Annotated in this window: 20 protein-coding genes; 11 read left to right on the top strand and 9 right to left on the bottom strand. The window is 67.8% G+C overall.

Annotated elements, in window-relative coordinates; genetic code table 11:
- Positions 1–2 precede the first annotated feature (2 nt).
- Complete coding sequence (locus ACGHX3_RS06825; protein WP_394696848.1) at positions 3–347, top strand: hypothetical protein; 345 nt, start codon at positions 3–5, stop codon at positions 345–347.
- Between the two features lie 18 nt (positions 348–365).
- On the opposite strand, the gene ACGHX3_RS06830 is transcribed toward ACGHX3_RS06825, so the two are convergent.
- Entirely contained in the window at positions 366–1,262 is an 897-nt protein-coding gene (locus ACGHX3_RS06830) for a hypothetical protein (RefSeq protein ID WP_394696849.1), read from the bottom strand.
- A gap of 628 nt (positions 1,263–1,890) precedes the next feature.
- Here ACGHX3_RS06830 and ACGHX3_RS06835 point away from each other — a divergent pair.
- Positions 1,891–3,033, top strand: a complete 1,143-nt coding sequence (locus tag ACGHX3_RS06835; RefSeq protein WP_394696850.1) for an NAD-dependent epimerase/dehydratase family protein — start codon at positions 1,891–1,893, stop codon at positions 3,031–3,033.
- 8 nt (positions 3,034–3,041) lie between these two features.
- Here ACGHX3_RS06835 and ACGHX3_RS06840 read toward each other — a convergent pair whose 3' ends face one another.
- The 5 genes from ACGHX3_RS06840 to ACGHX3_RS06860 form a co-directional block, all read right to left on the bottom strand.
- The gene (locus tag ACGHX3_RS06840; protein ID WP_394696851.1) at positions 3,042–3,620 is read right to left on the bottom strand and encodes a hypothetical protein; all 579 of its coding nucleotides are present in this window, start codon (positions 3,618–3,620) and stop codon (positions 3,042–3,044) included.
- Positions 3,617–4,078, bottom strand: a complete 462-nt coding sequence (locus tag ACGHX3_RS06845) for a hypothetical protein (RefSeq protein ID WP_394696852.1) — start codon at positions 4,076–4,078, stop codon at positions 3,617–3,619. Before ACGHX3_RS06845 ends, ACGHX3_RS06840 begins: the two co-directional genes overlap by 4 nt.
- 72 nt (positions 4,079–4,150) lie before the next feature.
- Positions 4,151–5,635, bottom strand: a complete 1,485-nt coding sequence (locus tag ACGHX3_RS06850; RefSeq protein WP_394696853.1) for a DUF1501 domain-containing protein — start codon at positions 5,633–5,635, stop codon at positions 4,151–4,153.
- Positions 5,636–5,642: 7 nt separating this feature from the next.
- Positions 5,643–7,517: a DUF1800 domain-containing protein gene (locus ACGHX3_RS06855; protein ID WP_394696854.1), complete on the bottom strand. Its 1,875-nt coding sequence runs from the start codon at positions 7,515–7,517 to the stop codon at positions 5,643–5,645.
- A 98-nt stretch (positions 7,518–7,615) separates the two neighbouring features.
- The gene (locus ACGHX3_RS06860; protein ID WP_394696855.1) at positions 7,616–9,019 is read right to left on the bottom strand and encodes a GntP family permease; all 1,404 of its coding nucleotides are present in this window, start codon (positions 9,017–9,019) and stop codon (positions 7,616–7,618) included.
- 169 nt (positions 9,020–9,188) lie between these two features.
- On the opposite strand from ACGHX3_RS06860, the gene ACGHX3_RS06865 reads away from it, so the two are divergent.
- The 3 genes from ACGHX3_RS06865 to ACGHX3_RS06875 all read left to right on the top strand — a co-directional run bounded on the left by ACGHX3_RS06865 (position 9,189) and on the right by ACGHX3_RS06875 (position 15,574).
- Positions 9,189–11,408: a TonB-dependent receptor gene (locus ACGHX3_RS06865; RefSeq protein ID WP_394696856.1), complete on the top strand. Its 2,220-nt coding sequence runs from the start codon at positions 9,189–9,191 to the stop codon at positions 11,406–11,408.
- Between the two features lie 225 nt (positions 11,409–11,633).
- A complete protein-coding gene (locus tag ACGHX3_RS06870; RefSeq protein WP_394696857.1) occupies positions 11,634–14,990 on the top strand; it encodes a PAS-domain containing protein in 3,357 nt (1,118 codons plus the stop codon).
- A 95-nt stretch (positions 14,991–15,085) separates the two neighbouring features.
- Complete coding sequence (locus ACGHX3_RS06875; protein ID WP_394696858.1) at positions 15,086–15,574, top strand: NUDIX domain-containing protein; 489 nt, start codon at positions 15,086–15,088, stop codon at positions 15,572–15,574.
- 1,255 nt (positions 15,575–16,829) lie between these two features.
- On the opposite strand, the gene ACGHX3_RS06880 is transcribed toward ACGHX3_RS06875, so the two are convergent.
- The 3 genes from ACGHX3_RS06880 to ACGHX3_RS06890 are packed head-to-tail and all read right to left on the bottom strand — an operon-like array spanning position 16,830 to position 18,736.
- Positions 16,830–17,492: a response regulator gene (locus ACGHX3_RS06880; RefSeq protein ID WP_056881237.1), complete on the bottom strand. Its 663-nt coding sequence runs from the start codon at positions 17,490–17,492 to the stop codon at positions 16,830–16,832.
- A gap of 10 nt (positions 17,493–17,502) precedes the next feature.
- Positions 17,503–17,958, bottom strand: coding sequence for a hypothetical protein (locus ACGHX3_RS06885; RefSeq protein ID WP_162336611.1), 456 nt, complete (start codon positions 17,956–17,958; stop codon positions 17,503–17,505).
- Between the two features lie 10 nt (positions 17,959–17,968).
- Positions 17,969–18,736 carry a 3-hydroxybutyrate dehydrogenase gene (locus ACGHX3_RS06890; protein ID WP_162336612.1) on the bottom strand — a complete coding sequence of 256 codons (768 nt, stop codon included), beginning with the start codon at positions 18,734–18,736 and terminating at the stop codon, positions 17,969–17,971.
- A 133-nt stretch (positions 18,737–18,869) separates the two neighbouring features.
- Between ACGHX3_RS06890 and ACGHX3_RS06895 the strand changes: the two genes are divergently transcribed.
- From ACGHX3_RS06895 to ACGHX3_RS06920, 6 genes are all read left to right on the top strand, one after another.
- Positions 18,870–20,705 carry a 3-hydroxybutyrate oligomer hydrolase family protein gene (locus tag ACGHX3_RS06895; protein ID WP_394696859.1) on the top strand — a complete coding sequence of 612 codons (1,836 nt, stop codon included), beginning with the start codon at positions 18,870–18,872 and terminating at the stop codon, positions 20,703–20,705.
- A 331-nt stretch (positions 20,706–21,036) separates the two neighbouring features.
- Positions 21,037–21,957 carry an IS110 family transposase gene (locus tag ACGHX3_RS06900; protein ID WP_394695888.1) on the top strand — a complete coding sequence of 307 codons (921 nt, stop codon included), beginning with the start codon at positions 21,037–21,039 and terminating at the stop codon, positions 21,955–21,957.
- 109 nt (positions 21,958–22,066) lie between these two features.
- On the top strand, positions 22,067–22,681 hold the full coding sequence (gene pssA / locus ACGHX3_RS06905) for a CDP-diacylglycerol--serine O-phosphatidyltransferase (RefSeq protein WP_394696860.1): 615 nt from the start codon (positions 22,067–22,069) through the stop codon (positions 22,679–22,681).
- A gap of 71 nt (positions 22,682–22,752) precedes the next feature.
- Positions 22,753–24,159, top strand: coding sequence for a class III poly(R)-hydroxyalkanoic acid synthase subunit PhaE (phaE, locus tag ACGHX3_RS06910; RefSeq protein ID WP_394696861.1), 1,407 nt, complete (start codon positions 22,753–22,755; stop codon positions 24,157–24,159).
- Positions 24,156–25,226 carry a class III poly(R)-hydroxyalkanoic acid synthase subunit PhaC gene (locus ACGHX3_RS06915; protein WP_394696862.1) on the top strand — a complete coding sequence of 357 codons (1,071 nt, stop codon included), beginning with the start codon at positions 24,156–24,158 and terminating at the stop codon, positions 25,224–25,226. Before phaE ends, ACGHX3_RS06915 begins: the two co-directional genes overlap by 4 nt.
- Positions 25,227–25,417: 191 nt before the next feature.
- Positions 25,418–25,795, top strand: a complete 378-nt coding sequence (locus ACGHX3_RS06920; protein ID WP_162336617.1) for a DUF5329 domain-containing protein — start codon at positions 25,418–25,420, stop codon at positions 25,793–25,795.
- The last annotated feature ends 5 nt before the right edge of the window (positions 25,796–25,800 follow it).

Genomic DNA, 25,800 nt, shown 5'->3' on the forward strand with positions numbered 1-25,800 from the left:
GGATGTCGTTACGTGCGTCGGCGTTGCGCATCATCCAGCGGGTGAAGCTCCCCCTGGCGGTCCTGGAGTTGTTGTTCCTGGCCGCGTTCGCTGCCGAGCTGTACTACCTCCGTGACCACCGCGCGTTCGAGCCGGGGCGCATGGAGATGCTTGCGCTGCTGATGCCGCCACTGGGTGCATGCGTGTGCTTCTTTCCCCTCTGCTACCACGCATGGTTCAGTCGCCCATCTTCATCCTGGTCGGACTGGTGGAGGACGCTGTTCTTCTGGTTCGTGGTCCTGCTGACCGCGCTGATCTGGTTCAACCTCATCACCATGTCGCTTGCGCTGCCGCTCACGCCCGAGTGACCTGCGGTGCGTTGGCTGCTACTTCCCCAGCTTGATCTCCAGCGTCGCCCGCATCTGCTGGCGGAACTTGTTCGCCAATGCGGCGAATCCCGCGCCCGTCGGGTGCATCTCGTCGAACCATTGATTGCTGTTGGTCAATACGCCGCGCAAGTCGACGAAGTCGAACACCTTGCCGGTGGTGCGGTCGTCGCGCAGCGGGATCAATACGCGCTCGACGAAGCCGTCGATCAGCAGGCGGGCGAACTCGCGCTGTTGCTCGATGCGCGGCAGCACGTGCGCGACCTTGTTGCCGATCCACGGACCCACGCCCTTCTTCAGCAGCGCAGCCGCACCGAGGTTGCCCAGCGTCAACTGCGCGGCGCGGCCGAGTTCGCGCGGGTAGTCGTAGGTGTGCGCCAGGATGGGCGTGTGCGGGCGGATGGCCTGGAACGCGGTGACGAAGGCGCGGTAGCGTGCCAGCACCTCGTCGTAGCGACCGGTGTCCACCACGCGCTGGAAGGCGGCGGACGGACTCATCGGTGCCGCGCCGCGGAACGTGGTCTGCAGGAAGGTGTCGACGAAGTCGTTGCCGCCGGCGCTGACCAGCACCAGGTCGAACTCGAACCCGCGGTACCACGTGGACAGGTCGCGGATCCCGCGCGGGGCGAACATGTCGACGGCCAAGTCGCCGCTGTCTTCCGTGCGGAAGAACAGCCCGCCGGCGCCGAACAGCGGCACCCCTTTCTTCTCGTCTTCCGGTGCCGGAAACACCAGCCAGTCCAGCAGGTTCATCGCCAGCGGCGTGGAGAACCACGAATCGCCTTCGCAGAACACGATGGGCGTGGAGGCGAAGGCGTCGGGCTTGCGCGCGAGGGCGCGGTACAGCGTGCGGAACTCGCCACGACGGGTGGTCATCAATGACTGTGATGCGGGCATGGTGCAACTCCTTGTGGTGGCCCCCGGTGGTTCAACGCAGCGGTTGGCCCGGGGCGGCCGTGGGATCGAAGCGTCCTGCCGCCTCGCGTCGCCAAGGCAAGGGTGGGCACGTCCGCCGGTCCGGGACGACCGGCACACCTCCGGCGACGACCGAGCGGCTTTTTCCGAACCCGGAGCGGCTTTTTCTCTCTCCGATGAAACACCGACGCCTCTTCGGTTCGGCTTTTTGCCGCTCTCGAGAGGCTGTGCAGCCTCTTTCTCCAGACAAAATGTCGATCATGAGCGGCTTTCCGCGTCTCCGTGTCGGCACGAAGCTTCTCCAAAGCGGCTTTCCTCCCTCTTGGGAGACGCTTTTTCTCTCGCGGGAGCGATGTGCTGCCGCTCCCGCGAGGGTCGACGCCGCTAGGAAGCGATTTTCCGCCGACCCGGAACGGGTCCGAGCCGCTCGCGGGAGGCTTTTTCCCTGCCGGGAGCGGCTCGGAGGGTGGCGGAGCACGCGGGCGGCCGCTTTCCGCTCGCCGATGGGTGTATCAGGAAGTCACCACGACTTCAGGCAGGGGTGGACCGCGGGAGGCGGTGCTATCAATGCCGACTGCGGCCAGTCCGGCCTGTCCTGGGGAGCTCTCGCATGACCACCCGTCGTGACCTGTTCAAGCTGGGCGCACTGGCCGCCGCCGCGGCCGCACTGCCGTCGTTCGCCTCCGCCGCCAGCGAGGCCAAGCCGGTCGGCAAGGCGGCCAAGCCTCTGAATATCCTGATCCTCGGCGGCACCGGCTTCACCGGGCCGTTCCAGGTGGACTACGCGCTGAAGCGCGGCCACAAGGTCACCCTGTTCAACCGCGGCAAGCGGCCGTCGCCCGAGTGGCCGTCCGAGGTCGAACAACTGCATGGCGACCGCAACACCGGTGACCTGGCCGCGCTGAAGGGACGGAAGTGGGATGTCTGCATCGACAACCCCACCAGCCTGCCGTTCTGGGTGCGCGATGCCGGCCAGGTGCTGAAGGGCAACGTCGGGCACTACCTCTTCATCTCGACCATCTCGGTCTATGCCGATGGCAGCAAGCCCGGCATCACCGAGACCTCGGCGCTGGCGCAGTACAAGGGCAAGGATGCGATGGCGGAGACGCAGGAGTCGCTGCGTGCCGACATCGGCGGCCTGTACGGTCCGCTGAAGGCGCTGAGTGAAGCCGAGGCGCACAAGCAGTTCGGCAAGAACGTCACCATCGTGCGGCCGGGCTACATCGTCGGTCCGCGCGACGAGACCGACCGCTTCACCTACTGGCCGCACCGGGTGGCGCAGGGCGGGGAGATCCTGGTGCCCGGCGACGGCAACGACCCTGTCCAGATCATCGACGGCCGCGACTTGGGCGAGTGGATGATCCGCCTGGCCGAAGCGAAGACCACCGGCGTCTTCAACGCCTGCGGTCCGGACTACACCTTGTCGATGGACGCCATGCTGCATGGCTGCCAGGCGGTCACCGGCGGCGGCATGACGCTGACGCACGTGACGCCGAAGTTCCTGGAGGAACAGCAGGTCGGCCTGCCGATCTGGGTGCCGTCCAAGGACAGCGAGTACGCCGGCTACGGTTCGGTCAGCAACCGGCGAGCGATCGCCGCGGGCCTGACCTTCCGCCCGCTGGCCACCACCGTGCAGGACCTGCTGGCGTGGTTCCGCAGCCTGCCGGCCGAACGCCAGGCCAAGCTCAATGCGGGGATCACGCGCGAGAAGGAAGCGGAACTGCTGAAGGCGTGGTACGCGCGCAAGGCGTAAGGCGCGCGTCAGCGCGGCGGGTCACAGTCCTGGCGGTCGATGGTAGCGGTGGCGCCCACGATGGGGCTGTTGAAGGCATAGCCGCGATCCGACGGTAGGACCGGCGTGTCGGCCGAGTATCGGGATGCCTGCGCGCGCGCCTGCGCCCGTGCGGCCGGCGACAGGCCGGATTCCAGGTCGCGGAGGGTAGCCTCCATGCGCGCCCGTGCAGGTTGCGTGAGGGGCGGGCCGTCGCGCAGGCGGTCCTGCACGTGCAGGTACAGCGCCAGCGCTTGACCTGGGTCTGGCTTCACGACCTGGGCAAGATAGAAGCGGCGTCCATTGCGCGGCTGCGGCGAGTAGGCCGCCGCCAGCGCCAGCGTGGTTGGCAGGTCGCCGGCCGCCACGGCGCGCTTGGCGATCGCCTCGGCTTCGTTCCGGTAGAGGTGCAGTTCGTCGAGATTCTCCAGCGTGTCGTTCAACCCGAACGCATTGCCGACCGTGTAATGCCGCATCGCCGCGACATTCCCGCCCAGCGCGGCGACGCGCCAGTAGCGCACGCGGTCCTGCGACGGGAAGGCCGGTGCCCCCTCGCAGTGCAGGCTCAATCCCAGCACGTCTTCGCTGGCGCGGGTGAGGGCCTGGCGCGGGCGCGTTCCTGTGCGGTGGCGTCCGGGCCGGACCTGGCGGTCGCTGCGGCCATCGCCTCGTGGTCCGCGAGCATCGCGGACGCGGCGTCCAGGCGTTGCCGGATCTGATCGCAGAGCTCCAGTTCCGCTGCCAGCCGGCACGACGCCGTCGCGTCGCCGCCGTCGGCGCGCTGCTGCAGCCCGCGCCATGTGTCGCGCAAGGGCAGCGAGAGATCCGGCAGCGGCGCATCCGCGCCCGCCGGGCGCACTGCGCCATGGTCGGCAGACAGGCTGGCCTGCGGGGCAGGGTCCGAAGGCGCGGCATCGGTGGGCGCGGGCACGGCGGGAAGGCTGGCGCGACCGCTCCACCATCCGAGGCCCAACATCGCCGGCAGCAAGACCAGCAGCCACTTCCCTGTGTGGCGACGTGTTTCCATCCCGCGTTTCCCTGACGTCCGTGACGCCGCTAGCTCACCACAGGACGTCGCTCGGGTTCAAGACGGGAAGTGTCAGCGTTCCCGCCGCACCAGCATGCGATCCACCGGGCCACGCCGCTGCCAGTCGGGCACGGCGCGTTCGATAGGTTGTTCCGTCGCCAGCGTTGGGGACGACGCGTCCGGTACGACCAGCGACGGGATCGACGTCGCGGTGACGGCAGAGTCCTCCACCTTCGGCGCCAGGTCGGTGCCCTGCATGATCCCCAGCGGCGCATAGCCGGTGTAGCCGGGGAAGACCTGGCTGAGATTGGCGTTGCCCATGCGGCGGATCAGGATCTCCGACATCACGCGGCGGTAGTCGGTGGTCACCGGCACGTCGCCGAAGGTGGGCGACAGGGTTTCCGGATTCAGGCCTGGCCAGCTGCCGTAGAAGCGGCGGCCGTTCACCGGGCCGCCGAGCACCAGCAACGGATTACCGTAGCCATGGTCGGTGCCGCCGTTGGCGTTGGCGCGCACGCGGCGGCCGAATTCCGACTGCACCACCACCGTCACCCGCGCCATCTCGCCGGTGCCGTTGAGTTCGGCATAGAACGCGGCCAGCGCCTGCGAGAGTTCGGCGATCTTGTTCTGGTAGTAGTGGTAGCCGCTGCCGGCCGTGCCCTGGCCCTCGTGCGTATCCCAGCCGCCCAGATCCAGCGTGGCGTAGCGCAGGCCCAGGTTGAAGCGGATGGTCTGCGCGATGGTCCACAGTTGCTGCGCGAAGTTGCCGGTCGGCCAGGTCGCCGGCAGGCTCGCGTAGCCCTGCTGGCCGATCAGGCGCAGCGCACCGTCGGCACGACGGCCGTTGACTTCCATGCCGGTCTGGCCGTTCCACAGCGAGGCCACGGTTTCGCTGACGCCGCGCAGGCCGCTGGGTGAATCGCTGCGCGTGCGCTGCCAGCTCCAGGCCGTGGTATTGAGCGAAAAATCGCCAGGACTGCTCATCGTCATCGCATCGATCGCGCCCATCAGGCCGGCCGGCTGCGTACCGCTGACGCCGAGCGCGGGCAGGGTGCCGCTGCCGTTCGGACGCGTTTCCCAGGCGCGGGTCATCCAGCCGGTGGGCGAGCCGTACTTCCCGGGCGTACCCAGGTCGATGTACAGCTGCGCATCGAAGTGGCTGCGCGTCACCGTGGTGGCCATGCCGCAGGCGTGGACGATGGCCATCTTCCCGTCGTTCCACAGGTCGCGCAGACCGGTGGCCGAGGGATGCAGGCCGAAGCCGGTGGCGGCGCCGCCGGACAGCGTCAACGGCAACGCGCCGTAGGCGCCGCTGGTGTCGATCTTCAGGCTGGGACGTGCCTCCTCGTAGAAGGTCCGGTCCACGCCGCTGACGGGCACCACCAGGTTCAGGCCATCGATGCCGCCGCGCAGGAACAGGTGCACCACGGTGTCGTAGCTGTTGACGGCGGCGTCGACGGGATCGGCGAACATCAGGCTGGCGCCGGTGGTGCCGACGATGGCGGCCGCGCCGCAGCCTTTGACGAATTCGCGTCGGGTGAGTCGGAAGTCGGTCATCGGGGCCTCAGCGGCTCATGAATTCGGGAGTCATCAGGATCAGCGCCACCAGGCTGCGCAGGCGCTCGTGGTTGTAATGCCGCTTCAGGTCGCTGCCCTGCCACGTGTTGGTGTCGGTGATGACGTAGGTGTTGGGGTCGCCGTTCTGCGCCATGAAGGCGACCAGCGCCTGCTTGCGCGCGGCCTCGGGCTGGTAACCCAGCAGGCGCGTGCACCACCACGTGACCAGGGTGTTCGCGGTCCAGGTGGCGACGGGCACGTTGGCGCGCGTGGTGTCGACGATGGGATGCAGCGGAACGTCGCCGTCCTTGCTCTCGGTCAGCCAGCCCAGCAGGCGCCAGGTCATCGCATAGGAGTTGGAGCCCGACCAGGACAACCCGCTGTCGGGATAGCCGTTCGGCGCCGGCCAGTTGTAGGGCGTGTGGCCGGTGAAGCCGTACAGCCACATGAAGTCGCCGCTGCGGCCGTGGTCCAGGCGGATCGTCCAGTCGCCGCCCATCGTGCGCATCGCGGCGACGGCGCAGTCGAACGGGCGTCGGTTCTTCTGGCCGAAGCTGTTGATGAAGTCGTCGGAATTCAGGATGTGCCGCAGCACCAGTTCGATCTGGTTCGATGCGCGCCAGTTGGCACGGAAGATCGCCGCGGCGCTGTCGATCAGCGCCTGCTTCGGCGTGTCGCTGATGAAGCGGCGGATCAGCTTCTTGCAGATGAACTTGGCCACGCGCGGGTGGCTGGCCAAGCGGTCCAGCACGTCGCGGCCATCCTTCAGTGCCGGCTGTTCCGGATAGATCAGCATGCCGAGCAGGAACTTCGGGCCGGCGTCGTGCCACGACTGGCGGTAGACGAAGGTGCCGTCGTTCTCGGTGGGGAACTGCCAGTGGCCGTTCTTCGCCGACCAGCCGGTGAAGGCGGCCGAGGTCTCGTACACGTCGATGTCGGTGTAGCCGATCGGGTAGGCCGGGTCCTCGGGGCAGGGAGGCACCTGGAACGGGTCCATGAAGCCCAGGTAGTTCTCGGCGCCGAAGGTGTGCAGCTCCAGCAGTTCGCGGGCGAAGTTCTCGTTCGGGCCGGAGCGGGAATTGTTGAGATTGTCCAGGTAATGGAGCATCGCCGTGCTCTGGGCCACGGCTTCCAGCATCGTGCGGAAGTTGCCCTTCGCATTGGCACGGATCACGTCGCGGTCGTAGTGCACGAACACCGGGCCGACGCTGAAGTCGGTGCCCAGCACGTTGAAATGGTCGTGCCAGAAGTTCACCAGCACTTCGCGCAGTTGCCGGCGCGAATACACCGCGCGCACGAACGCCGCGCGCTGCACCTCGTTGGCCGGCCGCATGCGTACGCCGTACTCGGGGTCGGAGACCACGTGATCGGCCCACAGCTGGGACAGGCTCTTGTTGAGGGTGGTGTAGCCGGCAGCGTTGAGGCGGTTGGTGACCGCGCTGTCGTCGATCGCGTCCCAGTTGAGCTGCCAGTCCACGTAGGCCGCCAGCCGCTGGCGGTCGTTGCTGCCCAGTGCATTGAATTCGGCGACCGTGGCGGCGGTGGCGCCGTAGCTGAGGTGGTTCAACGCCTGTACCGCGAACGGCGGGCGGGCCATCGTCAGCAGGCGGGGATTCGACTGCCCCATCATCACGCGGCCGCCGCTCTGCGAGGTGACGGCCACGACGTCCGGTGCGGATGTGGTGTCCTTGGGGCTGGCGCGCTCGCCGCCCTTCCAGCCGTACAGGCGGTTCAGGCGCTGGCGGACCTGGGTGTCGAGGCTGGGCGCGGCCGCCAGCGGTTTCGTCTGGACGGCATCGAGTCGGGCGCGCGTGCCGACGGTCTTGCGCCGCCATGGCCCGCGCGCGAAGAGCCGACGCCACGGGACGGTGTAGTACGCCATGCGGATTTCCCTGACTTCCCCGGAATGCGGGGAGTATTGGCCAAGAACCGTACGCCGTTTGCGACCGCGCGCACAGGCCGGTCACGCCATCGGGCGGGTCAGACCCAACCTGTGGCGTAGAACACGCCGATGACGACGAAGACGGCCGTCGTCTTGATCAGGGTGATGGCGAAGATGTCCTTGTAGGACTGCCGATGGCTTAGGCCGGTGACGGCCAGCAGGGTGATGACCGCACCATTGTGGGGCAGGGTGTCCATGCCGCCGGAGGCCATCGAGGCCACGCGGTGCAGCACGTCCATGGGAATGCCGGCCGCGTTGGCGTTGGCGATGAAGCTGTCCGCCATCGCCGCCAGCGCGATGCTCATGCCGCCGGAGGCCGAGCCGGTGATGCCGGCCAGCGCGGTGACCGAGATGGCCTCGTTGACCAGCGGATTCGGAATGGCCTGCAGCGCATTGGCGACGACGAGGAAGCCGGGCAGGGCGGCGATGACCGCGCCAAAACCATACTCCGAAGCCGTGTTCATCGACGCCAGCAGGGCACCGCCGATGGCGCTCTTCGTGCCCTCGGCGAAGCTGGCGAACACCGGCTTCCACGCGAAGATGATGACCGACGCAATGCCGACCAGCAGCGCGCCCTGCACGGCCCAGATGGCGGCGACCTTGGACACTTCCTGCACGACCGGTGCCGGGTTGCCGATCACCGCCGGGACGAATGACTGGCTCTCGCCGTAGAAACCGGGAATCCAGCGCGTGAACAGGAAGTTCGCCACGCCGACCAGCAGCAGCGGCAGGATCGCGATCAGCGGATGGGCCAGCCGGTCACCCTTGAACGGTTCGGGTTCGTTGCGCAGTTCGTCGCTGCCGGCATAGCCCTCGCCGTTGCGCGCGGCCACGCGGCGACGCCACTCCAGGTAGCTCATGCCGACGATCAGGATGAACACGCCGCCCAGCGTGCCCAGCACCGGCGCGGCCCAGCCCGTGGTGCCGAAGAACGAGGTGGGGATGATGTTCTGGATCTGCGGCGTGCCCGGCAGCGCATCCATGGTGAAGGTGAAGGCGCCCAGCGCGATGGTGCCCGGCACCAGCCGCTTGGGGATGTCGCTCTGGCGGAACAGTTCGGCCGCGAACGGATACACCGCGAACACCACCACGAACAGCGACACGCCGCCATAGGTCAGCAGCGCGCACACCAGCACGATGGACAGCATGGCGCGCTGCGCGCCGACCACCTTGATGGTGGCTTTCACGATCGCCTTGGAGAAGCCGGAGATCTCGATCAGCTTGCCGAACACCGCGCCCAGCAGGAATACCGGGAAGTACAGCTTCAGGAAGCCGACCATCTTGTCCATGAACAGGCCGGTGAACATCGGTGCGACCAGCGACGGATCGGTCAGCAGCACCGCGCCCAGCGCCGCGATGGGCGCGAACAGGATGACGCTGTAGCCGCGGTAGGCCACGAACATCAGGAAGCATAGCGCGGCCAGCACGATCAGGAACGACATCCACGACTCCTCGGCCACCGCCGGTTTCAGTGCGGCGAGTATCGGCAGCGCCGCGCCGGCCGGCCCACTGTACGAAGGTACGATGCCGTCCGCCCGGCCCGCCCACTAGTGTTCGCTTCAATCGGCGGCATCCGTCCGCCGCCATGTCATACCCGGGAGGGGGAGACCCATGAAGCGCAAGCACCTGAGCCTGGCCATCGGCTGTGTCCTGTTGTCGTCCATGCCGGTGGCATGGGCGCAGGACGCCGCACCGGCCACCGCGTCGCCAGCCACCAACGCCACCACGCTCGATTCGGTCAAGGTGACCGCGCGCAAGCGCGAGGAAACCCTGCAGGACGTGCCGGTCGCGGTCACCGCCTTCACGCCGGAGACGCTGGACAAGCTCAACATCAAGGATCTCGGCGACCTCGATGCGCAGGTGCCGAACCTGACGGTGTACGCCGCACGCGGTTCCACCAGCACCGTGACCGCCTACATCCGCGGCGTCGGCCAGGCCGATCCGCTGTGGGGTGTGGACCCGGGCGTGGGCATCTACCTGGATGACGTCTACATCGCCCGCCCGCAGGGCGCGCTGCTGGACGTGTTCGACGTGGAGCGCATCGAAGTGCTGCGCGGTCCGCAGGGCACGCTGTACGGCAAGAACACCATCGGCGGCGCCATCAAGTACATCTCGCGCGGACTGCCGCAGGAAACCACCGGCTTCGCCTCGGTCACCGTGGGCAACTACAACCAGCTGGACGTCAAGGCTGCGCTGGGCGGCGAGATCGGCGGCAAGGACAGCGGCCTGCGCGGCCGCGTGTCGGTCGCCAGCATGAACCGCGACGGCTTCGGCACCAACACGTTCACCGGCCAGGACGTCAGCGACAAGGAAATCAACGCGATGCGCATGCAGCTGGGCGCGTACTCGCAGGACGATTTCGACGTGCAGGTCGCGTTCGACTACATGGACGACCAGTCCGGCGTGCGTGGCGCGAAGATGCTGGCGCCCAACCCGCTTGCGCCGGCCTATCCGCCGACCGACGACCGCTACGACATCCGCAGCGGCATGAAGAACATCAACGACACCGAGATGAAGGGCGCGTCGATCACTGCCAACTGGCGGCCGAACGACGACTGGGCGTTCAAGTACGTCGCCGCCAAGCGCGAGTCGGACACCGAGACCAACATCGACTTCGACACCACGCCGCGGCCGCTGGTCGACGTGCGCGCGTTCTACAGCGACAGCCAGGTCAGCCAGGAATTCCAGGCCAACTACGACGGCGGCGGCCGCGCCCGTGGCGTGATGGGCCTGTACTGGTTCAACGGCGACGCCGGCGGCCAGGTGCTGAACTACTTCTGGAATCCGCTGCTGGCCACCAGCCTGACCAATCCGCTGTTCGGCGATACCCAGGGCGTGGTCAACACCAAGAGCGTCGCGCTGTATGCCGACTGGACCTTCGACCTGACCGACCGGTTGACGCTGGACGTGGGCGCGCGCTACACCGACGAAGACAAGCACGCCGTCGCGCTGAACCGCTTCTACACCAGCACCGCGTACGAGACATCCTGGGGTACCGCGGCCAACTTCGACAAGACGGTGAACTTCAAGAACGTGTCGCCGAAGGTCTCGCTGGATTACCAGATCACGCCGGACATCATGATCTACGGCCTGGCGTCGCGCGGCTTCAAGTCGGGCGGCTACAACATCCGCGCCAACACCACGGCGGTGCCGCGTTCGGGCGAGCCGTTCGACGACGAGCAGGTCGACAGCTTCGAGATCGGCAGCAAGATGTCGTTCCTCGACCAGCGCCTGTTCCTCAACCTGTCGGCGTTCCACAACAAGTACGAGGACATCCAGCTGTCGGTATTCACCTCGTACACGCTGCCGAACGGATCGCAGAGCTTCTTCGGCGACTTCACCAACGCCGGCAAGGGCACCGTCAACGGCGTGGAGGTGGAGTACCAGTTCCTGCCGACCGCCAACTGGCTGATCAGCGGCAACCTGGCCTGGCTGGACGCGAAGTACGACGAGTTCATCAGCGGCGGCGTGAACATCGCCGACACGCAGTACTTCACCAACGCGCCCGAGTTCTCCGGTGCGCTGAACGTGGAGTACCGCACCGACCTGGCCAACGGCGGCAACCTGTCGGCGCGCGTGGGCTATTCCTACCAGTCGGAAGTGTGGCCGACCACCGACCTGAGCCCGGCGATCAAGCAGGACGGTTATGGCCTGGTCAACGCCGGCGTGATCTGGAAGGTCAACGATGCGTGGAGCCTGTCGCTGCAGGGCACCAACCTGGCCGATGAGGAATACCGCACCACCGGTTACAACATCGCCGCCTACGGCGTGCTGACCGGCTTCTACGGTCCGCCGCGCCAGTACAGCCTGACCGCGCGCTACGACTTCTGAGCACGCGCACGGCCATGACGCGGAACCGGCAGCGGCGGGCGAAAGCCCCCGCTGCTGCGTTATGCTCCCGCGCATGTCTTCCCGCCCCGTAGCGTGCGCCATGCGCACGAACGCAGAATCCGCCGTGCACCTCGCGCGGTCGGGGTGCGATGTGGCATCGATCATCGTGACGGGATCGACACGTGGTTTCCGGCATCGCAAGGTCGTGCGCGTGGCGCACGCTACGTGGGGTTTCGCGTGCTGAGCGTGGGCATGGTGGTGCTGGCCGGATTGCTGTGGCTGGGCGTGCTGTTCGGCTCCGCGCTCTACGCCGAGCGGCGGCCGCACGTGCTGGCGGTGCAATGGCCCTATATCTACGCGCTGTCGCTGGCGGTGTACTGCACCTCGTGGACCTTCTTCGGCACGGTGACGCAGGCCGCACGCTACGGCTGGCCGCTGCCGCCGACCTTCGTCGGCACCATCCTGCTGTACGTCTTCGGCGCGTTCCTGCTTGTGCGGCTGGTGCGGATGGCGCGCGAGTCGAACGCGACCTCGCTGGCCGACCTGATCGCCACGCGGCTGGGCAAGGACGGCTGGCTGGCGGCGACGGTGACCCTGGTCGCAGCGCTCGGCTTGATCCCTTACATCGCGCTGCAGCTGAAGGCGGTGGCGATGAGCTTCGCGTTGTTGACGCGCTCGCCTGGCAACGAGGCGCTGCCGGCGTGGCAGGACAGCGCGCTGTACGTGGCGCTGGCGATGGCGGTGTTCGCGATGCTGTTCGGCACGCGGCGTGCCAGCGCGGTGGAACACAACCGCGGCCTGATCTTGGCGATGGCGTTCGAATCGCTGTTCAAGCTGGCGGCGATGCTGGCGCTCGGGTTGTTCGTCTGGTTCGGCCTGCCGGATTTGCCGGATGTCGCACCCGTGCAGGCCCCGGCGTCGACCACCTATGGCTTCCTGCCGCTGGTCGCACTGGGCGTGCTGGCCATGTTCACCCTGCCGCACCAGGTGCACGTGGGCGTGGTGGAGTGCCGCGACGAGCGCCACGTGCGCACGGCGCGTTGGCTGTTCCCGTTGTACATGGTGCTGATGGCGGCGCCGCTGCTGCCGCTGGCGCGCGCAGGCGGTGCGATGTTCGGCGACGCGGTGCCGTCCGATCTCTACGTGTTGGCGCTCCCGCTGTCGCAGGGGCAGCAGGGGCTGGCGCTGCTGGCGTTCCTCGGCGGCCTGAGCGCGGCCACCGGCATGGTGGTGGTCAGCACGCTGACGCTCAGCCTGATGATCGGCAACCACTGGCTGGCGCCGGGTCTGTTGCGGGGCGGCTGGCTGCGCGGGCGCGGGGGCGACCTGCGCGGTGCGGTGTTGACGCAGCGGCGTGTCGGCATCGTCGCGGTGATGCTGCTTGCGTGGGCGTACAGCCGCCTGGTGGCGGGCAACGATGCGCTGGCCGATGTCGGCGCGGTGTCGTTCTCGGCGCTGGCCACGCTGGCACCGGCATTGGGCTTCGCGATCTGGCGCCCGCAGACGCCGCCGCGCGCGGTGATCGCCGGCATCGCGGCGGGCTTCGTCGTCTGGGTCTGGCTGCTGTTGTTGCCGGTGACGATGGACGCGCGTGGCGTCGCGCCGGCCTGGCTGTCGCAGGGGCCCTTCGGCATCGCTGCCCTGGCGCCGGATGGCTTTTTCGGATTGACGGGCTGGAGCCGGCTGGGGCGTGCGGTCGGCGTCAGCCTGTTCCTCGGCACCGTGGTGACGTTGGTCGTCATGGGATGGCGCGGCACGGCACCGCGCCGCGCCGACAGCCGCGGCTTCGATGCCGGGACGCTGCGCGATGCCGGACGCCGCTTCCTCCCGCGCGAGCGGGTGGAAGAGCTGCTGGTCGATGCGCCGCGCAGCGGACCGGTGCCCGCGTTGATCGAGGCGCGGTTGGAACGCGAACTTGCCGCGGTGCTGGGTTCGGCATCCGCGCGCCTGCTGCTGGATGCGGCGCGCCGCGAAAGCGGCGACCTGGAGACCGTCGCCGCCATCGTCGGCGAGGTCTCGCAGGACCTGCGCTTCAACCAGCAGGTGCTGGAAGCCGCGCTGCAGAACATGAGCCAGGGCATCAGCGTGATCGACCGCGACCAGCGGCTGGTCGCCTGGAACCGGCGCTATGCGCAGATGTTCGGGTTCCCGCCCGAGGTGCTGCAGGTCGGGCGCCCGATCGCCGACCTGACCCGCTGGGCGCTGCAGCGGATGCCGCAGCGTGGCCACGACGATCGTGCGCTGGAGCGGCGGCTGGCTTTCATGCGAGCGGGCACGCCGCACCTGACCGAGCGCGTGTTCCCGGATGGCAGCATCGTCGAGATCCGCGGCAATCCGATGCCGGGGGGCGGCTTCGTCGCCACCTATACCGACGTCACTGCGTCGCGCCAGGCGGAGCGGGCGCTCAAGCAGGCCAACGAGACGCTGGAGCAGCGCGTGGCCGAGCGCACCACGCTGCTGGAGACCGCCAAGCGCGAGGCCGAACACGCGAACGATGCGAAGAGCCGCTTCCTGACCGCGATCGGACACGACCTGCTGCAGCCGCTGCATGCGGCTCAGCTGTTCACCGACGCGCTGTCGCAACAGTTGCCGGAGACGCACCAGCGCGAGACCGCGCTGCAGGTGCGCGGTGCCCTGGATTCCACCACCGACCTGCTGACCGGCCTGCTGGACATGTCGCGGCTGGAAGCCGGTGGGCTGGTGCCGGAGCCGCGTGACCTGCCGCTGATGGAAGTGCTGGAGCCGCTGGCGTCGGAGTTCCGCGTGCTCGCGCACGAGCGCGACCTGTCGTTCGCCATGGTGCCCACACGCGCCTGGGTGCACACCGACCCGCAGCTGCTGCGGCGCATCCTGCAGAACTTCCTCGCCAATGCCGTGCGCTACACCGCGCGTGGTGGCGTGTTGCTGGGCGTGCGGCGCATCGGCCCCCATCTGCGTGTCGAGGTGTGGGACACGGGGCCGGGTATCGCCGAGGCGGACCAGCGACGGATTTTCGAGGAATTCCGTCGTGGCGACGACGTGCCCGGGCAGGGCCTCGGTTTGGGGCTGTCGATCGCCGACCGCATTGCGGCGCTGCTGCACGCGCCGTTGTCGCTGCGCAGCCGGGTAGGGCGGGGAGCGGTGTTCGCCGTCGACCTCGTGCGGGTGGCGGCCCCTGCGCCCGTGCCCGTACCGTTCGGCAAGCCGGGCCTAGCCGGCCGCCACGTGCTGGCGGTCGACAACGATCCCGTCGCGCTGTCTGCGCTGCGACAGGTGCTGGAGGGCTGGGGATGCAGTGTCGCCATCGCCGGTGATGGCGATGCGGCAGAGCGCGCGTTGCAGGAGCAGGCGGCCGACCTCTGGCTGTTCGACTACCACCTGGACGATGGCGATACCGGCGTGGCGCTGGCCGGGCGCCTGCGCGAAGCGCACGGTTCCCGGCCCTGCCTGATCCTCACCGCAGACCAGACCGATGCCGTGCGACGTGCCGTGCGCGATGCGGACCTGCCGTTGCTGGCCAAGCCGGTGCGGCCACTGGCGCTGAAGTCGGTGCTGGACCGGCTGCTGGCGGCGCGGGCCTCCGCTGGTGTGGGAGCGACGTAAGTCGCGATGCGGGGCCGCTGGCGCGTTATCGCGACTTACGTCGCTCCCACGACCACCATCGCTAGAATGCACGGTCGTTGTCCAGGAATCCGCGCATGCCCTACACCCCCATCGTCGCCACCCTCGGCTACGTGCTGTCGCCGGACCGCTCGCAGGTCCTGCTGATTCACCGAAACGCGCGTCCCGACGACCAGCACCTGGGCAAGTACAACGGCCTGGGCGGCAAGATCGAGCCCGACGAGGATGTGGTCGCCGGCATGCGCCGCGAGATCCACGAGGAAGCCGGGATCGACTGCGACGCGATGACGCTGCGCGGCACGATCAGCTGGCCGGGCTTCGGCAAACACGGCGAGGACTGGCTGGGATTCGTCTTCCTCATCACGACGTACAGCGGCACGCCGTTCGAGTCCAATCCCGAGGGCACGCTGGAGTGGGTGCCGGTCGAGAAGATCATGGGGTTGCCGTTGTGGGATGGCGACCGCCACTTCCTGCCGCTGGTGTTCGACGACGACCCGCGCGGCTTCCACGGCGTCATGCCGTACCGCGATGGCCGCATGGTGTCGTGGGCTTACTCGCGGATCTGAAAGACGGCGTAAGGGATGTGGGAGGTGGGAGCGACGTGAGTCGCGATCGCTTTCCGATGACGTCGCGCGGCGCACGGTGAGCTGCTGCAGTGGGCGCTGAGTCCTCCGCGTCAGATTTGCCGTCGCGACTGACGTCGCTCCCACAGATGCCCGAGGGCGCGCCGTGTTCCACGCCAGGACTTTTCCACATCCGCTGTGGAATGACGTTGGGGAAACCATGTGGATAACCCCGCCGCCGCCTTGTGCCGCAAGCCTGTCAAGATGCGTGGCGAAATTTTGACCAGTCCATGACCGGCGGGTTTCAGGGTTTTCCACACCGGGTGTGGATGGCCTGTCGACCAACATGTGGATAAGCATCGGCGCGCGTTGCGGCGCAACGCTGTCAAGATGGGTGGCGAAATTATGGCCAGTGCAGTCGACGGTCCTGCGATGGCGGATGGTTTCACGCACTAATCCGTCATCCCCGCCAATGCCGGGCGTGCGACGTGCGTCGCCGTCATGCGCGGGAAGCAAAAGGCACTGGGTCCCGGCCTGCGCCGGGATGGCGATTCTCGCGCCGTCGTCCCAGCGAACGCTGGGACCCATCCTGCTGTTCTCCACGACACATCCAGCGAAACCAAGGGCAGAAGCCAAATGGATCCCAGCGTTCGCTGGGATGACGTAATCAGGGGTGATGCAGCTCTCGTCCCGGCAGCTTTCAAACGCTGGACGGCGGGTCAAGCCGGGAGCCGGCGATCTGCGTTTTTTAAGGTGCGTGGAAGAGCAAAGACACTGGGTTCCGGCCTGCGCCGGGATGACGATTCTCGCGACGTCGTCCCAGCGAACGCTGGGACCCATCCTGCTGTTCTCCACGACACATCCAGCGGAAGCAAGGGCAGGAGCCGAATGGATCCCAGCGTTCGCTGGGATGACGCCATCAGGAGTGATGCAGCTCTCGTCATGGCGACTTTCAAATGCCGGACGGCGGGTCAAGCCGGGAGCCGGCGATCTGCGTCTTTAACCTGCCTGGAAGAGCAAAGGCACTGGGTCCCGGCCTGCGCCGGGATGACGATTCTCGCGCCGTCGTCCCAGCGAACGCTGGGACCCATCCTGCTGTTCTCCACGACACATCCAGCGGAAGCAAGGGCGGGAGCCAAATGGATCCCAGCGTTCGCTGGGATGACGACATGCGGGGCGCGGAGTTTCGTTCGCTGGGATGACGGCGTGGGCGTCGCGGGGATTCGTTCCCGACATGCGGCGCGGCAACGAGGCAGGATTACTCGATCTGCCGTGCCGGATCGGCCAGTTCCAGTTCGCGCAGTACCACGCCGGCCTGGGTACGGTTGCGCACGCCGAGTCGGTCGAAGATCGCGGACAGATGCGCTTTCACCGTGCGCTCCTGCACGTCGAGGCGGTCGGCGATCTGCTTGTTCAACAGGCCCTGCGCGACCAGTGTCAGCACGCGGAACTGTTGTGGCGACAGGCTGGCGAGGCGGCCGGCCAGTTCGGTGTCGTGTTCGGACGACTGCGCGCGCGCCACCGCGCCACGCAGCGATGCCGGCAGCCACTGCTCGCAGGCGAGCACGCTGCGGATCGCGTCGCGCAGTTCGTCCAGGCCCGAGCTCTTGGGCAGGTAGCCGGCAGCGCCGTGGTCCAGTGCCCGGCGCACCACGCGCGGATCGTCGTTCGCGGACACCACCACCACCGCGACCGCGGGAAACTGCGCGCGGATCGCCGCCAGTCCCGCGAGACCGTGGTTGCCGGGCATGTGCAGGTCGAGCAGCACCAGGTCGATGTCGTCGTGCGCTTCCAGCGTGGCGATGACGCCATCCAGTGACTCGGCCTCGCGCACCGACAGCTGCGCCACGGCGTCCGCCGCCGCACCGCGCAGGGCGGCACGAAACAGCGGATGGTCGTCGGCGATCAGGAGGTTGGGCATTCGGCGCAAGTCATTGGGCGGGTGCTTGCATCTGGCGGGTCTCGATCCTTGCCCTTGAGCACCCGAGTCGGGTGCCCTCGTCTTTCCTCAGGCGGAACGCGCCAAGGCAGGTGTCGCGGAAGTAGCGAGGCATCAGCGAAGCTTCGCCATAGGGATTGGAGTCGTACTGCAGGTGGTAGCGCATGCCGTGAGCGTCGCGTCCAATCGCATCCCATACCTCGGAGTCGACGCCGCGTCCCTGGACGGCAAACCAGAACGCTTGTCCGGCGGCGTCGGCCTCCTGGGCACAGGCCCAACCTGCTTCCGTCTCCCCTCCTGCGGCGACCCATCCGCAGGCGTTGGCCTGGGAGCCGGACAGGCGTGCGAGTTCGCTGCGAAGCGGATGTTCCGGCGCCGATTCGCTACAGGCGGCGAGCACGATGATCGCAAGCAGGTTGCATGTTCTCGGCGGGACGCGGATCTTCAAGGTCCGATGCTCACTGCACCGTCCAGCCGCCATCCACCACGATGGTCTGGCCGGTGATGTTGCGGGCGGCGGGCGAGGTGAGGAAGGCGGTGATGCCGGCCAGTTCGTCCAGACCGATGAAGACGCCCTTCGGCATCGGCTTCAGCATCACCTGGCTGACCACGTCGGCCTCGGAGATGCCGCGCGTGCGTGCCTGGTCGGCGATCTGCTTGTCCACCAGCGGCGTCTTCACGTAGCTGGGGCAGACCGTGTTGATGGTGATGTCGGTGTCGGCGGTTTCCAGTGCCAGCACCTTGGAGAAGCCGACCAGACCGTGCTTGGCCGCCACGTAGGCGCTCTTGTACGGGCTGGCGACCAGTGCATGGATGCTGCCGATGTTGACGATGCGGCCGAAGCCGCGCTCGCGCATGCCGGGCAACACCGCGCGGGTCAGCCGGGCTACGCCGACCAGCATCACCTGCACCAGGAAGTCCCACTTCTCGATGGGGAAGTCTTCCAGCGGCGAGACATGCTGCAGGCCTGCGTTGTTGACCAGCACGTCGATGGGCCGCGAGATCGTCGCCAGCGCGGCGTCGATGCTGGCCTGCGAGGTGACGTCCAGCGCGACGGCCTCTGCCGAACCGCCCTCGCTGCGGATCTGTGTGGCAACGGCTTCGGCGGCGTCCAGGTTCAGGTCGCTGACGATGACGTGGCGGCCGGCTTCGGCCAGCTGCGCGGCGATGCCGGCGCCGATGCCGCTGGCCGCGCCGGTGATGAGGAGGGTGTGGGTGGGCTGCATGGGGGAACTCCTGCGTGTCGTCGCTAGGGTAGCAGGCAGGCGCGCGCGGTTCGTGGTACCAAAGTACGATGACGGCGCTTCCCGCGGAGGGTAGTTTCATGGCATTGACCGGAACCCTGGACGCTTTCCACGCATGAACGCGAAGACGCGCATTTCCTGCGGCCTGTTGCTTGGTGCGGCGCTCGCCGCCTGCAGCAGCGCGCCGCCCAAGCCCGAAGCGGTGGCCCACATGATCCAGCCCCAGCGCGTCACCGACCATCGTGGCGCCGACGACCTGCTTACCGCCGGCCTGGGCCTGGACGGCCTGCGCGCGATGGCGGCGCCCGCGTTCGCCGATCCCGCCAACCCGACGCCGGCCGAACTGCGTCGCCGCGCGATCTGGGCGAACTGGCGCGGCATCGCCGACCTGTCGCTGACCGGCAGCTACGGGCAGGCCTACGGCAGCGTGGCCAGCGCGCCGGGTCGCGAGTATTCGGCACTGGCGACGGTGCCCGGCGCCAAGCAGCCGCACCGCGTGCTGGTGCAGGTGCCGGACAACTTCGATGCCACGAAGCGCTGCGTCGTCGTCACCGCCGCGTCCGGCTCGCGCGGTGTCTACGGCGCCATCGCCGTCGCCGCGCCGTGGGCGCTGCCGAAGGGGTGTGCGGTCGCCTACACCGACAAGGGCGCCGGCACGGATTACTTCGACCTGACCGACCAGCGCGGCGCGCGCGAGGACGGCACCATCGGCGAACTCGGCGTCGACACGCTCGCCTTCACGCCCGACGCGCCGGTCGGCGCCAGCGGCGTGGCGGTCAAGCATGCGCATTCCAAGGACAATCCGGAGGCGGACTGGGGCAAGCATGTGAAGCAGGCCGCGGAATTCGCGCTGGCTGCGCTGGACCAGGCCTTCCCGCAGGCGGCGCCGTTCCGTTTCGACAACACGCGCGTCATCGCGGTCGGTATCTCCAACGGCGGTGGTGCGGTACTGCGCGCCAGCGAGGAGGAGGGCGGCTGGCTGGATGCCGTGGTCGCCGGCGAACCCAACATCTACGCGGCCGATGCGCCCGGCGCGCGCTCGCTGTACGACTACACCACCGAAGCGGCGCTGCTGATGCCGTGCGCAATGCTGGACCTGCCGGCCGAGTCGCTGCCGCAGCCACCGCTGCGTGCACAGGTCGAACCGCTGTGGACGGCGCGCTGCGCCACGCTGAAGGCGGCGGGCCTGGTGACGGGTGCCGATGCGAAGGCGCAGGCGGCGTCGGCGCATGCGCAACTCAAGGCGAACGGCTGGACCGATGAGGCGCTGGTCGCCGGCGCGCTGAGCGTGGGCTTCGACCTGTGGCGTGCGGTCGCGGTGACGTATGCGTCGGCTTACGGTCGCTACGGCGTGGGCGAGCATCCGTGCGGCTTCGCGTTCTCGGCGCAGAATGCCGACTTTTCCGCGCGTGCCGCGACGGCCGCCGAGCGCGCCGCGTGGTGGTCCGAGGGCAGCGGCATTCCGCCGGGCGCCGGTGTCGGCATCGTCGATACGACGCTGGCGCCGCAGGACTTCACCCTGCCTGGCCTGCAGTGCCTGCGTGCGCTGCAGACCGGCAGCACGGATGACGCGCGCCGCGTGCAGGCGGGCATCGCGCAGACGGCTGCGCACTTCCCGAAGACGCGCCGTCCGGTCGTGGTGATCCATGGCCTGGACGATGGCCTTGTCCCGCCCGCGTTCTCCAGCGCGCCGTACGTGGCTGCGGCACGTGCCGCCAACCCCGACGTGCGCTACTGGCAGGTGCGTCATGCGCAGCACTTCGACGGCTTCCTGGCGCTGCCCGCCTACGGCGCGCGTTACGTGCCGCTGCTGCCGTATGTCTACGCGGCACTGGATCAGGTCGATGCCACGCTGGATGGCCGCCGCGAATTGCCGGCGAACGCGTTGATCAGCGCGCAACCGCGTGGGGCGGGGAGCGTCGAGCTCAGCCAGCTCGCGATTCCGCGCTGAGCACCTCCTTCTCCCTGCTTGCGGGGAGAAGGTGCCCGGAGGGCGGATGAGGGGCAGAGCGCGGTACGACGGCGTGCGTCAAACTTGTCGGTCTTCGTTCGCCCCTCACCCGCCTTCGGCACCCTTATCTCTTGCCGATCTGCCAGATTAGGTGCCGAGAGCCGGCGTGGTTGAGCGTCACACCTTGGGTGCTACGACCGCGGGAGAGCAAGCTCGCCACGCCGGAATCTCCCTGCACACGCCCGAACAGTTGCTCGAGTAGGCGCTCGTAACGATAAGGCTGGGCCGCAAGGGAGGACTCTCGACCCTGGCAGCTTACCGGAGATGGGCAATGGGATACGGCATAGGTCTTGATGTGTGCAAGGCATGGATCGACGCGCATGTGCACGGCATGGAGCGTCGGGCTCGATTTCCCAACACCGACACCGGGCTTGAGGCCCTGCGTCACTGGTTGGCCGAGGTGCCGGTACGCCAATGTGTGCTGGAAGCCACGGGAGGCTACGAGCAGCAGGCGCTGGATCGCCTGCATGCGGCCGGCGTGCCGATGGTGCGCATCAATCCCCGTCAGGGGCGTGACTTTGCCAAGGCCACCGGCCAGTTGGCCAAGACCGACGCGCTCGATGCCCAGATCCTGGCGCACATGGCGGCGGTGCTGGAACTGACGCCGTATCGCCCTGCACCGGCCTGGCAGCGCCGTCTGGCGCAATACCACCAGCGCCGCCTGGACGTGCAGCAGACCGTACAGCAGGAGCGCCAGCGACTGGAGCAGCTCACCGATCCCTGGCTGCGTCGGCAGACCTTGCTGGACCTGGGTCGTAGTGAAGCCATGCTCAAGGCGCTGGACGCTCGCATCGCTCAGCAGGTAGCCGAGCAGCCCGGCCTGGCCGTGCTGGGCCAGATCAAGGGCGTTGGGCCTGTGCTGCGCTCAGCCTTGGCCACGCAATTGCCCGAGCTGGGCCACCTCAGTGGCAAGGCCATCGCCAAGCTGGTGGGCGTGGCACCGCTGGCCTGCGACAGTGGCAACCTGCGCGGCGCACGCCGCATCTGGGGTGGCCGGGCAGGCCTTAGGGCCACGCTGTACATGGGCACGCTGACCGCCGTGCGCTACGAACCGACGCTGCGGTCCTTCTACCAATCGCTGCGCGATCGCGGCAAACCGGCCAAGGTCGCCTTGGTGGCCTCCATGCGCAAACTGCTGGTCATCCTCAACGCCCGCATGCGGGACCATCTGAACGCGTCCTGCTGCGCCTGAATCAAGACAGTTGCTCTCCCCGCAGGCGGGGAGAGGGACAGCCTGTTGCCACGACGGTTTCACCCGGTTCGGCTTACCCTGTAGGCCGTCCCCGGTCACGACTGCCGCCATGTCCCGACACTTCTCGATGATCCGCGACTTCCAGCTGGCCGACTGGTTCACGCTGGGCAATGCGTTCTGCGGTACCGGCGCGATCTTCGCGGCGATGCGCTTCCTGCAGGAGGGCATCCTGCGCGACCTGATGATCGGCATGGCGCTGATCCCGCTGGCCTTCATCTTCGATGCGCTGGACGGACGGGTGGCGCGCTGGCGCAACCAGGCCTCGGTGCTGGGACGCGAACTGGACTCGCTGGCAGACGTCATCTCCTTCGGCGTGGCCCCGGCCGCGCTGGCCTACGCCTGCGGCATGCAGGGCGGCTGGGACTGGCTGGTGCTGTCGTACTTCGTGGCCTGCGGTGTCAGCCGGCTGGCCCGCTACAACGTCACCGCCGAATCGCTGGCCGACGGCGGCGACAAGGTGAAGTACTTCGAGGGCACGCCAATCCCGACCAGCCTGCTGCTGGTCGTGCTGCTGGCGATCGCGGCCTACCTGGGCCACGTGGGTCCGGAACTGTGGCTGGGTGCGCTGAAGCTGGGGCCCTGGTTGCTGCATCCGCTGGTGCTGCTGTTCGCGGTATCCGGCACGCTGATGATCAGCAAGACGCTGCGCATTCCCAAACCTTGAGTCGTGAGATGAGGGCACGTCATGCACGCGCCGCCGGCCGCGGCTAGAATCGGTCGGGAAAGGGAGGGCACATGGCAAATTCCGTTCCACCGTGGCCGGGCGATTTCGAATCGGTCGCCCAGCAGTACTGGAGCCTGTGGGGCGATGCCCTGCGGCAGGCCGGCGCAGCGCCGACGATGTCCATGCCTGGTGCCGCGCCCGGCTGGCAGCAGACGGTCGACTGGTGGTCGAAGCTGGTGCCCGGCGGGCAGCCGCAGGTGGACGAGGCCGTCGGCCGCTTCCAGCGGCAGGCCAGCCAGTGGTTCGGGCAGATGCAGCAGGTTGCTGCGCAGTTCACCGGGCGCGACCACGATGCCACCGACATCGGCCGCGCCTGGCGCTCGGCGCTCGGCATGGCCGAGCCCACGCCGGCGCAGAATCCGTTCGCCGACATCTTCCGCCACATGCAGGGCGGTGCGCACGGCATGGATGGCTGGATGCAGCAGATGCGCCCCTGGCTGGAGAACCTGCAGCGCGATGGCGACCGCTGGATGCACTTGCCGACCTTCGGTCTGTCGCGCGAACACCAGGAGCGCTGGCAGCAACTGGCGCAGGCCTACCAGGATTACCAGCGTCAGGTCGGCGAGTACGACCAGTTGATGCTGCAGGTGGCGCAGGACGCCTTCGTGCGTTTCGAGCGCAAGCTGGAGGAGCATGCCGAACCGGGCCGCCAGTTGCAGAATGCACGGGCCCTGTTCGACCTGTGGATCGATGCCGCTGAAGAGGCGTACGCGCAGGTCGCCATGTCCAGCGATTTCCGCCATGCCTACGGTGGCTTGGCGAACGCCCAGGCGCGGTTGCGCCTCGGCGTGCAGCGCGAGGTCGAGCAGGTCTGCACGCTGTTCGGCATGCCGACGCGGACGGAAGTCGACTCCGCCCACCGCAAGATCGTTGAACTCGAGCGTTCACTGCGCAGGCTGACGCGTGCACAGGCGGCACCCGCCCGCCGTGCGCCGGCACCGCGCGTTACGACGCCGACGGAGACGCCGGTCGTGGTGGAGGCGCCATCCCGGTCCGAGCCCGTCGCCGCGAAGCCGAAAACAACGAAGAAGCGCGCGCCCGTCCGCCGCAAGCCCTCGGCGTCCAAAGCTGTGACGAAGCAGCGTCCAGCCGCCAAGAAGAAGGCGGCCAAGAAGCCTGCACGGCGGACCGTGGCCGCGACGGCGCCGGCGGCAAGCAAGCGGGAACCCGTGGCCGCCGCGACCCGGGGCGTCGCGAAGAAGCCTGTCAGGACGAAGAAAGCGGCTGCCAAACGGGTATCGAAGGCCTCGGTCGCGAAAGCCCCGAAGCAAGCCAAGGCGCCGCCAGCAAAGCCAGCGTCGGCCAAGCCTGCAGCGGTCGTGTCGATGAAGGACTGGGTGGCGCGCAACGCAACGCGCAGCGGAGTCGTCGACTCGCCCGGGACCGGCAAGAAGACGAAGCGGGGTAAAGGCAAATGAACGGACCGCTCAACTTCAGCGCCGAAGCGCTGGCGCACGAAGCCACCACGCTGACGCAGAAGCTGTCCGCCGGGCTGCATACGCTGCCGGAAGTGGAGGACGTCCACTACGGCGCCACCCAGAAGCAGGAAGTCTGGCGCGACGGCAAGGTGGTGCTGTACCGCTTCATCGGCGACAAGGCGCCGACCGCGAAAATCCCGCTGCTGATCGTCTACGCGCTGGTCAACCGGCCGTACATGGTCGACCTGCAGCACGACCGCTCGCTGGTGAAGGGGCTGCTGGCGCAGGGCGAGGACGTCTACGTCATCGATTGGGGCTATCCGGACCGCTCGGACCGCTTTCTCGAACTCGACGACTACATCAACCGCTTCATCGACGGCGCCGTCGACCACCTGCGCGACAGCAGCGGCCGCGAGGCGGTCAACGTGCTCGGGATCTGCCAGGGCGGCGCGTTTTCGCTGTGCTACGCCTCGCTGCACCCGGAGAAGGTCAAGAACCTGATCACCATGGTCACGCCGGTGGATTTCCATACGCCGGACAACATGCTCTCGCACTGGACGCGCGAACTCGACGTGGACCTGTTCGTCGACGCACTGGGCAACGTGCCCGCCGACATGATGAATGCCTGCTACCTGATGCTGAAGCCGTTCCGGCTGAACCTGCAGAAATACGTGGGGCTGGTCGACATCCTCGACGACAAGCGGGCGATCGAGGACTTCCTGCGCATGGAGAAATGGATCTTCGACTCGCCGGATCTCGCCGGCGAAGCCTTCCGCCAGTTCATCAAGCAGTTCTACCAGCGCAACGGCTTCATCAAGGGCGGCATCGAGATCGGCGGCGAAGCGGTGGACCTGGGTTTCGTCGACATGCCGGTGCTGAACATCTATGCCGAGCAGGACCATCTGGTGCCGCCGGATGCCTCGCGTGCGCTGAAGGACGTGGTCGGCACCGATGACTACACCGAACTGAGCTTCAAGGGTGGCCATATCGGTATCTACGTGTCCAGCCGTGCGCAGCGCGAAGTGCCGACGGCCATCCACCACTGGCTGGGCCAGCGCGCCCGATAAGTGCGCACGCTGCCTTTTGTAGGAGCGACGTCAGTCGCGACCGCGATCCGACAGTATATGAAGGTCGCCGTTGGGCCAGTCCCCTGTTCGACTTGGCCTTCTGTTGTCGGCGCATCGGGCCGTGCGGTCGCGACTGACGTCGCTCCTACAGAAGTGCGCCCCCTTCACCTTTGTTGCATCAGGGTAATCCCATGCTGTCGCGCCTCACCTTCGCTGCCTGTCTGATCGCCTTTTCCGCGCTCGCGTCGGCCGCACCTTCAGCAACCGCCAAGCGCGAGATCCAGGGCCTGATGGACGCCCTCTCCACGTCGTCCTGCGAGTTCCAGCGCAACGGTACGTGGCATGGGCGTGACGAGGCCCGCAAGCACCTGCAGCGCAAGTACGACTACCTGCTGAAGAAAAACCTGGTCGATACCGCGGAACAGTTCATCGAGCGCGCGGCAAGCAAGAGCAGCATGAGCGGGAAGGCTTACCAGGTGCGGTGTCCGGGACAGCCCGCACAGCCGGCTGCCACGTGGTTCACGGCGAAGCTCAAGACGCTGCGCGGTTCAGGCGCGCCGGTCCGCTGACGCGC

The sequence above is a fragment of the Pseudoxanthomonas japonensis genome (assembly GCF_043632995.1).
Taxonomy (GTDB): Bacteria; Pseudomonadota; Gammaproteobacteria; order Xanthomonadales; family Xanthomonadaceae; genus Pseudoxanthomonas_A; species Pseudoxanthomonas_A japonensis.